The organism is Micromonospora sp. NBC_00421, assembly GCF_036017915.1.
Classification (GTDB): domain Bacteria; phylum Actinomycetota; class Actinomycetes; order Mycobacteriales; family Micromonosporaceae; genus Micromonospora.
Genome location: NZ_CP107929.1, coordinates 1175564 through 1188072, shown reverse-complemented (window position 1 = coordinate 1188072; position 12509 = coordinate 1175564). Strand labels below are relative to the sequence as shown.

Here is a 12509-nt window from a genome sequence, read left to right as displayed (position 1 = left end):
ACCTCACCGCCCCAGGTCCGCGGTGAAGAAGTCACGCAGGGGCTGCACGTGCCGGTCCTGCCGACGCCACTCGGCCAGCAGGTCCTCCAGCAGGTGCAGCTCCTCGACCAGTTCCCCGCCCCGGTAGCGGCGCACCACGGGGTGGATGAAGGCGCTCTCGGCAGCCCGGTCGGGCTGCGGATGCCGCTCGATGGCGAACACGTCGGAGTAGCTGTCACGGCCCCAGCGCAGCGAGAACGTGTAGTAGTGGCTCTCGCCGCCGAACCGGGCGACCGCGTGGTCCTCGGGCAGGTCGTGGTAGTGGCGCACCACCCCGGCGCCGGCGTCGACGACGAGGGCGTCGCAGAGGAACTCGAACTGGGTCCACAGCGCCGAGCTCCAGTTGACCCGGTCCAGCACCACCTCGGTGAGCGCCTCGGCGTCCGCCGCGACCTTCTCGTACGCCAGCGGCGCGCCGTCGTACCGCTCGCGCAGCAGGGCGGCGAGGGTACGCAGGTTGTAGCGAAACCCGTCGATGAAGGCCGACGAGGCCTTCTTGAAGTCCCGGTCCTGGGCCAGCGTGCCGGCGAAGTAGAGCCCGTCGACGTCGACCGACTGCCAGTCGGGGCGGGTGGCGGGCAGCCGCCCGCTGGGCACCATGCCGGGGCGGCAGTCGTCGGCGAAGATCGAGGTGTCCATGGCGAAGCCGGTGCAGCGCAGCACCGACTCGTACTCCATCACGGCCGTCTCGCCGTCGGCGTGGGTGTAGGTCAGGCGCACCTCGTACCTGTCCCCCACCGGGCGGATCTCGTCGACGACGCAGTCGAGCACGGAGTGCAGGGTCTTGAACTGGTAGCTGTCCAGGACCGCGCCGTGGTGGCCGCGTACGTCGCCGGGGTGCTTGGTGTTCCAGGCCAGCCGCAGGGGGCGCGGGCTGGCCAGGTGGATCATGGCGGCGTGCCCGAGGATCGCCGAGGCGGTCTCGAACGCGGAGTTGCCCTTACCGAGGATGAGGACCCGCTGGTCGGCGTAGTCGGCCGGGTCGGTGCTCATGTCCTCGTAGCCGATCGCGTGCTCGATGCCGCGTACGTCGGGGATGTGGGGCCTGCCCCAGCCGGCCGCCACCACCACGCAGTCGGCGTGCAGCAGCCGCCCGCCGGCGCGGACGAGGAAGCCGTCCTCGGTCCTGGACACCCGCTCGACCGTCGTGTCGTAGCGGACGGCGAGCCCGTGGTGGCGGGCGAAGTCGCCGAGGTAGCGGACCATGTCGTCGGCGGAGGGGAAGTATTCCCGGCTGTAGTCGGCGAACGGCAGGTCGGCCGGGGTGTGCAGCAGCGAGTTCCAGTCCCAGCGCAGCCGGATCTCCGGATCGGTGCTCGTGGTGTGCACCTTGTTCAGGGAGATCAGCTTGCGGTGGCGGGGGAACCGGCGGAAGAACTCGCCGGGCTCGGCCGCGCGCTCCAGCGTCAGGTAGTCGCTGCCGGCCTGCTGGAGGTAGTAGCTCAGCTGGAGGCCGGCCGGACCACCGCCGATGATCAGATAACGATGGTGCTCGGTGCCCGCTGGCAAGTCGGTCATGGATGCTCCCGCGTCGAGTACCCATGACCATTGTAGATAAATGCACTTAAGTCAATACATATCCGGGTTGGATGGTGCAGCCGAAGAGCCGAACTGGGCCGGCGGTCCCGCCCCCGCCGGGCGGGCGGGGACGGGCCGACACACGGCGACGGTTCAGGCGGGCTGGGTCGCCGGCTCGCGGTGACCGCTGACCTTCGCCGCCGGCATCGGGCCGCCCTTGGCGGTGCCGGTCATCTCGTCGCCGTCGATCGTCACGTCGAAGGCCAGGTCCATCCGCATCGGCTTCTTGATCGACTGGTACCAGGACAGCTGGTTACCCTCCAGCCGGAGGTCGTTCAGGGTGAGCGTCTCCTTCTCACCACGGGAGATGCCCTGCAGGACACCGTCCTTGCTGAACAGCTCCAACTCGGTGCGGCGGACGCCGAACGGGGTGGCGACGGCCACCTTCCAGAAACCCTCGACAGACACGGCGGCTTCCTCTCTTCCCGGAACCCGGGCGGGGGCGGTCCCTGCGGACGACGCCCGGGCGGCGCCTCGGGCAGCGCCGCCACCCACGCTAGCCATCGCGGCCACGACAGTTAGTCGCCATATTGCCGTCTTGCACCGGACGGGTGGACACAGCGGATCAACGCGAACGAGATCGACCAATAGGGATCCGGCGCGGCAAATCGTCCGCTATACGCGAACTAAACCGCTTTCATGCTGCGAAAACGTCGGGAGCAATGTGAAAGAAGCGCGCCCCGGCGCCACCGTCGCACGATGAACCTGGCCCGATCCGGTCGCCGAACATCCACCCTTCCCGCCGCTACAGGAGGAAACCAGGCACGCCAGAAAGCAGCTTCGCCGCACGGACCGAAGTGGCTGGAGAACGCCCTCCTCCGGCCGCACCGTCGGCCGCGAGGCCCACGACGTCAGGTGCCACTTCCCATCCCTTACCGCGCAGCACCCCGGGGCCGCCCGTGGAACACCGCCGCGGTGATGCCGTCTGTCCTGTTCACGCCATCGGCTTTGGCAGAAGCCGATGGCTCTGTTGTAAGGAGACCGTACCGTGCTGGGTCAACGCGCACGCTCGCTCAGTCCCGGAATAGTCGCGATTCTACTCGTGGCCTCGCTCTTTTTCATCATCGACAGCCGCGTGTCCGTCGCCGGTGCCGATGAGACCGCCACACGATACCGCTTCACCGAGCAGCCGATCGCCTACCCGGACGGCTACGACCAGCTACCCAAGAAGACAAGTCGCGACGTCAACCGGTCTTACCACAAGATCCGCGCCTGGGTCTCGTCGGTCGGCGCGAGCATCGCCGTCAACGACCTCACCGGTCACGGCCGCGCCAACAGCCTGTGCTTCGTGGACGTGCGCACCGACAAGGTGGTCGTGACCTACGCGCCCACCGCGCCGAAGGAGGACCAGTTCGCGCCGTTCATCCTCGATCCGGCGCCGCTGCCGATCGACGACACGATGGCGCCGATGGGCTGCGTGCCGGGTGACTACAACCTCGACGGCCGGATGGACCTCATGGTCACCTTCTGGGGCCGGGTGCCGATCCTGTTCCTGCACAAGGCCAGCGCCACCACGGTGTCCAACGCGACGTACCAGCGCCAGGAGCTGCTGCCGCAGAGCTCGCCCGACGGCCTCTACCACGGGCCCAAGTGGCACACCAACGCCACGCTGGTCAGCGACCTCGACGGCGACGGCCGGCCGGACGTGGTGATCGGCAACTACTTCCCCGAGTCCGACGTGCTCAACACCAGGGGCCAGGACAACGTCGAGATGAACGAGACGCTGTCCAGCGCCACAAACGGTGGTGGCAGCCACGTCCTGCGCTGGCTGTCGGCGACCTCGGGCGACGCCCCCTCGGTGACCTTCGTGCCGGAGCGCGCAGCGATCCCGTTCGTCGCGTCGACCGGCTGGACGCTGGGCCTCAACGCCGCCGACCTCACCGGCCGGGGCCTGCCCGACGTCTACGTCGCCAACGACTTCGGCCACGACCACCTGCTGCACAACGTCTCCAAGCCCGGCCGCATCGAATTCACGGTCGCCGTCGGCGAGCGCACCCCCACCACGCCCAAGTCGTTCGTGCTCGGCAACGGCTCGTTCAAGGGCATGGGCATCGACTTCGGTGACCTGGACCGCAACGGCACCTTCGACATGATGGTCTCCAACATCACCACGGCCTGGGGCCTGGAGGAGAGCAACTTCGTCTGGATCAACCGGGCCCGCGACGAGGGTGACATGCTCGCCAAGCTGGACAAGGGCGTCGCCCCGTTCACCCAGGAGGCCCGCCCGCTCGGCCTGGCCTGGAGCGGCTGGGGCTGGGACGTGAAGTTCGGCGACTTCCTCAACAGCGGCGACCTGGACGTCGTGCAGACCCTCGGCTTCGTCAAGGGCAAGATCGACCGCTGGCCGTGGCTGCAGGAGATGGCCATGATGAACGACGACCTGATGTCCAACCCGGCGATGTGGCCGAACATGCAGCCCGGCGACGACATCGCCGGCAGCCAGCCGCTGGCGTTCTTCGCCCGCACGGCAAGCGGCGAGTTCGCCAACATCACCGGGCAGGTCGGCCTGGACGTGCCGATCCCCACCCGGGGCATCGCCACGGCCGACACCCGGGGTATCGGCGCGTTGGACCTCGCGGTGGCCCGCCAGTGGGGCCCGCCGGCGTTCTACGTCAACGAGGCGCCGGGCAAGGGCAACTACCTGAACCTGCGGCTGTACCGGCCGGCGGTCGACGCCCCGGCGGGCAAGATGCTCTGCACCCCGGCTTACGGCGCCACCGTCACCGTCACCACGCCCGACGGACGCAAGCAGATCTCCCAGCTCGACGGCGGCAGCGGCCACGGCGGCAAGCGCAGCTTCGAGGTCCACTTCGGACTGGGAGCCACCAGTGGCCCGGTCACCGTCGACATGCGTTGGCGTGACCTGAGCGGCCAGCAGCACAGCGTCAGCGAGCAGCTCACCGCCGGCACGCACACCCTCGTGCTGACCGACCGCGTCGAGGAGGTTCCGAACCGATGACCACGATCGCCTCTCCCCCCAGCATCGACACCGCGCCCGCGGCTCCCGTCGTCCCGGCCAAACCCGCGCCCGACCGCCGCTACCTGGCCCTGCGCAACTTCGCCCTGTCCATCAGCGTGTTCAACATCTTCGGCTACACGCTGCTCGGCTTCGAGCAGCCGTGGCTGTGGCCCATCTTCGCCGTGCTCACCGGCTACGCCGCCGAGATCAGCTTCGAGCTGGTCCGGGCCTGGGCGAAGAAGGACACCCCCCGGTTCCTCGGCGGCGGCGCCCGCCGGGTGTACGAGTTCCTGCTGCCTTCGCACATCACCGCGCTGGCCTGCAACATGCTCCTGTACGCCAACGACATGTTCCTGCCGATCGCGTTCGCCGTGATCGTCGGCGTGACCGGCAAGTACGTCTTCCAGGCGCCGGTCTACGGCCGGATGCGGCACTACATGAACCCGTCGAACTTCGGCATCACGATGGCGCTGGTCTGCTTCGGCTCCTGGATCTCCATCGCCCCGCCGTACCAGTTCACGGAGAACGCCAACACGTACTTCCGGATCATGATCCCGATCATCATCGTGACCGCCGGCACCGTGATCAACGCGCTGCTGACCCGCAAGGTCCCGCTGATCGTCGGCTGGCTCGGCGGCTTCGCCATCCAGGCGTTCATCCGGCACTGGATCTGGGACGTGGCGCTGTTCTCCGCGCTGGGCGTGATGACCGGGGTGGCGTTCGTGCTGTTCACCAACTACATGATCACCGACCCGGGCACCACCCCGGTCAAGCCGATGAACCAGTTCATGTTCGGCTCCGGCGTGGCCATGACCTACGGCGTGCTGATGCTGTTCAACGTCGTCTACACGCTCTTCTTCGCGGTGGTCGTCGTCTGCGCCATCCGCGGCGTGGGCTGGTGGATCGCCGACCTCCGCAAGAAGTCCCGCACCGCCACCGCGCTGACCCTCGACACCCCCAGGAGCATCGCGTGAGCGAACGCATAGCCGTCGTCGGGATCGCCTGCCGGTATCCCGACGCGGAGGACCCCAACCAGCTGTGGGAGAACGTCCTCACCGGCCGTCGGGCCTTCCGCCGGTTGCCCGACGAGCGGATGAACTCCGAGGACTACTACTCCCCCGACCCCGCCGCGCCCGACCGGTTCTACTCGGCCAAGGCCGCCGTGATCGAGGGCTTCGAGTTCGACCGGGTCAAGTACAAGATCGCCGGAAGCACCTTCCGGTCCACCGACATGACGCACTGGCTGGCCCTGGACACCGTCTCCCGGGCCCTGGCCGACGCCGGCTTCGCCGACGGCGAGGGGCTGCCGCTGACCACCACCGGCGTGATCATCGGCAACACCCTCACCGGCGAGTTCAGCCGGGCCAACCTGCTGCGGCTGCGCTGGCCGTACGTGCGGCGCACGGTCGGGGCGGCGCTGCGCGAGCAGGGCTGGGACGACGCCGCCGTCGGCGCGTTCCTCGACGGGCTGGAGCCGCGCTACAAGGCACCGTTCCCGCCGATCGACGAGGACACCCTGGCCGGCGGCCTGGCCAACACCATCGCCGGCCGGGTCTGCAACCACTTCGACTTCAAGGGTGGCGGCTTCACCGTCGACGGTGCCTGCTCGTCGTCGCTGCTGTCGGTCGCCACCGCCTGCAACGCCCTGGCCCGGGGCGACCTCGACGCGGCCGTGGCCGGCGGGGTGGACCTGAGCATCGACCCGTTCGAGGTGATCGGCTTCGCCAAGACCGGCGCGTTGGCCACCGGCGAGATGCGGGTCTACGACCGCAACTCCAACGGGTTCTGGCCCGGCGAGGGCTGCGGGATGCTGGTGCTGATGCGCGACTCCGACGCGGTGGCGCGAGGCCTGCGCCGGCACGCCGTCATCGCCGGCTGGGGTTACTCCTCCGACGGCAAGGGCGGCATCACCCGGCCGGAGGCCAGCGGCCACCGGCTGGCCATCCGGCGGGCGTACGAGCGGGCCGGCTTCGGCATCGACTCGGTGTCCTACCTGGAGGGCCACGGCACCGGCACCGCCGTCGGTGACGCCACGGAGCTGCGCGCGTTCACCGAGGCCCGGCAGGAGGCCGACCCGGTGGGCGCACCCGCCGCGATCAGCACCGTGAAGGGCAACTTCGGGCACACCAAGGCCGCCGCCGGGGTCGCCGGACTGCTCAAGGCGATCCTCGCGGTACGCCAGCAGGTCATCCCCCCGGCCACCGGGCACGTGGATCCGCACCCGGTGCTCGACGTGGAGCAGCCCGCCCTGCGGGTGCCCGCCACGGCGGAGCTGTGGCCGGCCGACAAGCCGGTCCGGGCGGCCGTGTCGTCGATGGGCTTCGGCGGCATCAACGCCCACCTGGTGGTCGAGAGCGCGGAGAGCGGCCGACGGACCCGCATCGGGGCGTCGACGACCGCGCTGGTGCGCTCCCGGCAGGACGCCGAGCTGCTGATGTTCGACGCGCGTACCCCGCAGGAGCTGGGCTCGCGGCTGTCGGACCTGGCGCCGTGGGTGGGCCGGCTCTCGTACGCCGAACTGGGCGACCTGGCCGCGGCCCTGGCGGGAAAGCTCACCGGCCGACCGGTGCGGGCGGCGGTGGTCGTCGCCTCGCCCGAACAGGCGCGGCAGCGGCTGGAGCGGTTGGTCGAGCTGCTCGACGCGGGCGAGCAGCGGGTGATCGACGCGGCCGGCGGCGTCTTCCTCGGCACGGCGGGGCCCGCTCCGAGGATCGGGTTCCTCTTCCCCGGCCAGGGTGCGGGCCGACGGGCCGACGGCGGCGCGCTGCGCCGACGGTTCGAGGAGATCGACGCCCTGTACCGGGCCCACCAGCCGCCGCCCGGTGCGGACCTGGTGGCCACGGCGGTGGCCCAGCCGCGGATCGTGACGGCGTCGGTCGCCGGCCTGCGGGCGCTGTCGATGCTCGGTATCCGGGCCACCGGCGCGGCCGGACACAGCCTCGGCGAGCTGACCGCCCTGCACTGGGCCGGCGCCATGGACGAGCAGACGCTCATCGCGACCGCCGGCGCACGTGGGCGGATCATGGCCGACGCCAGCGCCGGGGACGGCACGATGGCCAGCATCTCCGCCGCCCCCGAGGTGGTGGAGCCGCTGCTGGCCGGCACGCCTGTGGTCATCGCCGGCTACAACAGCCCGCAGCAGACCGTGGTCTCCGGCCTGGTCGAGGACGTGCAGCAGGTCGGTGCGCGCGCCGAGCGGGCCGGGTTGTTCTGGACCCGTATCGCGGTGTCGCACGCCTTCCACTCCGAGGCCGTCGCCCCGGCGGCCGTCGCGTTCGCCGAGCACCTGCGCGGCGAGACCTTCGCGCCGCTGTCGCAGACCATGGTCTCCACGGTCACCGGCACCGTGCTGCCGGCCGACACCGACGTGCCGGACCTGCTGCGCCGGCAGGTACTGGACCCGGTGCGGTTCACCCAGGCGGTACGCCGCCTGGCCGACGACGCCGACCTGCTGCTGGAGGTCGGCCCCGGCCGGGTGCTGCGCGGGCTGGCCGCCGACATCGCCCCGCAGGTGCCGACGATCTCGCTGGAGACCGACAGCCTCTCCCTCGCGGGCCTGCTCAACGCGGTCGGCGCGGCGTACGCGGCGGGGGCGCCGGTCAACCACGGGGCGTTGTTCCAGGACCGGTTCACCCGGCCACTGGAGCCGGGCCGGCCGCTGCGCTTCTTCGCCAGCCCCGCCGAGTCGGCGCCGGCCGGGGACTTCGCGGTGGCCCGTACCGCCGAGGAGCCGGCCGCCGTCGCGGTGGCGCCGGGCGGCGCGTCGGTGGCGGTCTCCGGGCCCGGCGCCACGGTCGACAGCCTGGGGTTGCTGCGCCGGCTCGCCGCCGAGCGGGCGGAGCTTCCCCTGGAGGCGGTGCGGCCGGACAGCCGGCCGCTCGACGAGCTGCACCTCAGCTCGATCACCGTCGGCCAGATCGTCAACCAGGCCGCCCGGGAGCTCAACGTGGCGGCGCCGACGCTGACCTCCAGCTACGCCACCGCCACTGTGGCGGAGATCGCGCAGATCCTCGACGACGCCGGCGCCACGGCCGACACCGACGAGTCGGACACGTCGATCGCCGGGGTGGCGCCGTGGGTGCGGGCGTTCGCCGTCGACCTGGTGCCCACCGAGGTCGGGCCCCGGGTCGACGCCCCGGTCGACGGCGGATGGCAGGCGTTCACCGCCGGGCACAGCGCACTCGCCGAGCCACTGCGCACGGCGCTGCAACAGGCCCGGGTCGGCGGCGGGGTGCTGCTGTGCCTGCCCCGCGACTGCCAGCCCGAGCACATCCCGGTGATGCTGCGGGCGGCGCGGGCCGCGCTGGCACAGGGCACCGCCGTCCGGTTCGTGACGGTCGGCGACCGGCGCAACGCCGCCGGCCTGGCCAAGACGCTGCACCAGGAACACCCGGAGATCGCCACCACTGTGGTCACCCTGCCGCTCGCCGACGCACCGTCCGAGGAGGCGGTGACGGCCACGGTGACCCGGGTGGTCGCCGACGTGGCGGCCACCGCCGGGTTCAGCGAGGTGCACTACGACGCCGACGGCAACCGGTACGTGCCGGTGCTGCGGCCGGCGACCCTGGCGCCCAACGGCGGGCCGGGGCTCGGCGTGGAGGACGTGCTGCTGGTCACCGGCGGCGGCAAGGGCATCACCGCGGAGTGCGCCCTGGCCCTGGGCCGGGACACCCTCGCGGCGGTGGGCCTGATCGGCCGCTCCGATCCGGCGACCGACGCGGAGCTGGCGGCCAACCTCGACCGGCTCACCGCCGCCGGGGTGCGCTTCCACTACGCCCGCGCGGACATCACCGCGCTGGACGAGGTGAAGGCGGCCGTCAACGACATCGAGCGGGTCCTCGGCCCGGTCACCGGCGTGCTGCACGGCGCCGGCCGCAACGAGCCGACGGCGGTGGCCAACCTCGACGAGGCCACGTTCCGGCGGACCCTCGCCCCGAAGATCGACGGGCTGGAGGCCGTGCTCGCCGCGACCGACCCGCACACGTTGCGGCTGCTTGTCACCTTCGGCAGCATCATCGGCCGGGCCGGGCTGCGCGGCGAGGGGCACTACGCCACGGCCAACGACTGGATGACCGACCTGACCCGCAAGGTCGGCGAGGACTACCCGCACATCCGGTGCCTGGCGCTGGAGTGGTCGGTGTGGTCCGGCGCCGGCATGGGCGAGCGGCTCGGGGTGCTGGAGGCCCTCACCCGCGACGGCATCGCGCCGATCCCGGTGGAGGCCGGCATCGCGACGCTGAAGGAGGTGCTGGCCAGCCCGGCCGCACCGCAGACGCTTGTGGTGATGGGTCGCGCCGACGGCCTGCCGACGGTCACGCTGGAGCGGTGCGACGTGCCGCTGCTGCGCTTCGTCGACCGGCTGCAGGTGCACTACCCGGGCGTGGAGCTGGTCGTGGACGCCGACCTGACCGCCGAGGACGACCTCTACCTGCCCGACCACCTGCTCGACGGGGACCTGCTCTTCCCCGCCGTGCTGGGCATGGAGGCGATGGCGCAGGCGGCCTCGGCGCTCACCGGGCGCACGACGGCCCCGGTGCTGGAGGACGTCGAGCTGCTGCGGCCGATCGTGGTGCCACCCGCGGGCGGCACCACGATCCGGATCGCGGTGCTCGCCGCCGCCGACGGTACGGTCCAGGCGGTGGTACGCAGCAGCGACACCAACTTCGCCGCCGACCACTTCCGGGCCCGGCTGCGGTGGGACCGGACGCTGCGGGTCGAGCCCCGGCCGGGCTCCGCCGCGGCGGAGTTGCTGCCGATCGACCCGGCCCGCGACCTGTACGGACCGGTGCTGTTCCAGGGACGGCGGTTCCAGCGCCTGCTGGGCTATACGGACCTGGCGGCGACGAGCTGCACGGCGCGGGTGTCCAACCGGCCGGTCGACGGGTGGTTCGCCCGGTACCGCCCCGGTGACCTGGTCCTGGCCGACCCGGGCACCCGGGACACGGTGATGCACGCGTTGCAGTGCTGCGTGCCGGACGCGACCCTGCTGCCGGGCGCCGTCGAGCGGCTGCACCTGGCCGATCCGAAGGTCGCCGCCACCCTGGACACCGTCACCATCCACGCGGTGGAACGGCTGCGCCAGGGCGACACGTACCACTACGACGTGGACGTCTGCGACGCCGACGGCAACGTCGTCGAGCGGTGGGAAGGGCTACGCCTGCACGCCGTACGCAAGCAGGACGGCACGGGGCCGTGGCTGCCGGCGCTGGTCGGCCCGTACCTGGAGCGGCGGGTCGGCGCGTTCCTCCCCGACGAGCTGCGCGTCGTGGTGCGACCCGACGACGCGGACGCCACCGGTACGGCTGCCCGCCGCCGGCAGACCGCCCGCGCGGTGAGCTGGGCGCTGGGCACGGAGACGACGGTGCGCTACCGGCCGGACGGCAAGCCGGAGGTCGACGCCGACGTGCGGATCTCCGCCTCGCACGGGGGCGGGGTCACCGTCGCCGTCGCCGGCGCCTCGGCGGCGGTGGGGTGCGACGTGGAGCTGGCCTCGGCCCGCTCCGGTGACGAGTGGGCCGGCCTGATCGGCCCCGACGGGCTCGCCCTGGCCACGCTGCTGGCCCGGGAGCAGGGCGAGGACCTGTCCGTCGCGGCCACCCGGGTCTGGGGCGCGGTCGAGTGCCTACGCAAGAACGGCCATGCCCGGGTCGACCTGGTGGCCGAGCCGAACGGCCCGGCCGGCTGGGTGGCCCTGCGGTCGGGGGCGGCGCGGATCGCCACCTTCGTGACCGCGCTCGACGACGTCGAGGAGCCGGTGGTGTTCACGATGATGGCGCAAGGAAGCAGGTGAAGTCGTGGAGTCCTACTACGAGTACCGGCACCTGGTCGGTTTCGAGGAGACCAACCTCGTCGGAAACGTCTACTACGTCAACTACCTGCGCTGGCAGGGCCGGTGCCGGGAGATGTTCCTGCGCGAGCAGGCACCGGAGGTCCTGGCGGACATCCGCGACGACCTGAAGCTGTTCACCCTCAAGTGCGAGTGCGAGTTCTTCACCGAGATCACCGCGTTCGACGAGTTGTCGATCCGGATGCGGCTGGAGGACCTCACCCAGACCCAGATCGGCTTCGCCTTCGACTACGTGCGGCTACGCGACGGCTTCGAGGAGCTGGTGGCCCGGGGACGGCAGCGGATCGCGTGCATGCGCGGCCCGAACACCGACACCCGCCCGACGCGGGTACCGGACACCCTGCGGACGGCGTTGTCGCGGTACGCGGTGGCCCCCGCCGCGGGCGGCCAGCGCAAGGTCCTCGAAGGCGTCGGGGAGGGCTGAGCCGTGACCAGAGCGGACCAGCAACAGACCTCCACGGCCGACCACGCCGAACTGCGGGCGGTGATGGGGATGTTCGCCACCGGCGTGACGGTGGTGACGTCCGGCCGGGACCTGCCGCACGGGATGACCGCGAACGCGTTCACCTCGGTGTCGCTGGACCCGGCGATGGTGCTGGTGTGCGTGAAGCGCAGCTCCGTCATGCACGACACCGTCCTGGCGCAGGGCACCTTCGCGGTGTCCATCCTGGCCGCCGGCCAGGAGGGGCTGGCGCGCTACTTCGCCAGCTCCAGCCGGCCCCGCGACGAGCGGGAGTTCGCCACGGTGCGGTGCGAGACGGGCCCGCACACCGGGGCGCCGATCGTGTCCGGGAACGTGGCCTGGGTGGAGTGCAAGCTGGCGGCCGTGTACGACGGCGGCGACCACTCCATCTTCCTCGGCTCCGTGCTCGGCACCGGCCGGGGCGGCAGCAGCGACGCGCTGCTGTTCCACGGCGGCCGGTTCTGCGAGGTCGGCAAGGACTGACCGGGTCGGCCCGGTGCCCACCGGGCCCACCCGCCGACGGCCGGGCGGCCACGCACCCCGCGTGGTCGCCCGGCCGTCACCGTGCCCGCCTGTGGATCCGGCCGCACCGAAGGGCGCTGGGAGCTCGGACCACGACGGGG

The 12509-nt window shown here is 71.7% G+C and carries 7 protein-coding genes; 5 read left to right on the top strand and 2 right to left on the bottom strand.

The window, feature by feature from the left end:
* Nucleotides 1-3: 3 nt before the first annotated feature.
* On the bottom strand, nucleotides 4-1557 hold the full coding sequence (locus OHQ87_RS05560; protein ID WP_328345539.1) for an NAD(P)-binding domain-containing protein: 1554 nt from the start codon (nucleotides 1555-1557) through the stop codon (nucleotides 4-6).
* A gap of 153 nt (nucleotides 1558-1710) precedes the next feature.
* Complete coding sequence (locus OHQ87_RS05555) at nucleotides 1711-2025, bottom strand: hypothetical protein (RefSeq protein WP_328345537.1); 315 nt, start codon at nucleotides 2023-2025, stop codon at nucleotides 1711-1713.
* Nucleotides 2026-2605: 580 nt separating this feature from the next.
* Here OHQ87_RS05555 and OHQ87_RS05550 point away from each other — a divergent pair.
* The 5 genes from OHQ87_RS05550 (at nucleotide 2606) to OHQ87_RS05530 (ending at nucleotide 12369) form a co-directional block, all read left to right on the top strand.
* A complete protein-coding gene (locus OHQ87_RS05550) occupies nucleotides 2606-4576 on the top strand; it encodes an ASPIC/UnbV domain-containing protein (protein WP_328345535.1) in 1971 nt (656 codons plus the stop codon).
* Nucleotides 4573-5550 (top strand): enediyne biosynthesis protein, encoded by a 978-nt coding sequence (locus OHQ87_RS05545; RefSeq protein ID WP_328345533.1) that lies wholly within the window; start codon nucleotides 4573-4575, stop codon nucleotides 5548-5550. Before OHQ87_RS05550 ends, OHQ87_RS05545 begins: the two co-directional genes overlap by 4 nt.
* A complete protein-coding gene (locus OHQ87_RS05540; protein WP_328345531.1) occupies nucleotides 5547-11366 on the top strand; it encodes a type I polyketide synthase in 5820 nt (1939 codons plus the stop codon). Before OHQ87_RS05545 ends, OHQ87_RS05540 begins: the two co-directional genes overlap by 4 nt.
* 4 nt (nucleotides 11367-11370) lie before the next feature.
* Nucleotides 11371-11847 (top strand): acyl-CoA thioesterase, encoded by a 477-nt coding sequence (locus OHQ87_RS05535; protein WP_328345530.1) that lies wholly within the window; start codon nucleotides 11371-11373, stop codon nucleotides 11845-11847.
* Between the two features lie 63 nt (nucleotides 11848-11910).
* The gene (locus OHQ87_RS05530) at nucleotides 11911-12369 is read left to right on the top strand and encodes a flavin reductase family protein (protein ID WP_328348754.1); all 459 of its coding nucleotides are present in this window, start codon (nucleotides 11911-11913) and stop codon (nucleotides 12367-12369) included.
* Nucleotides 12370-12509 lie beyond the last annotated feature (140 nt).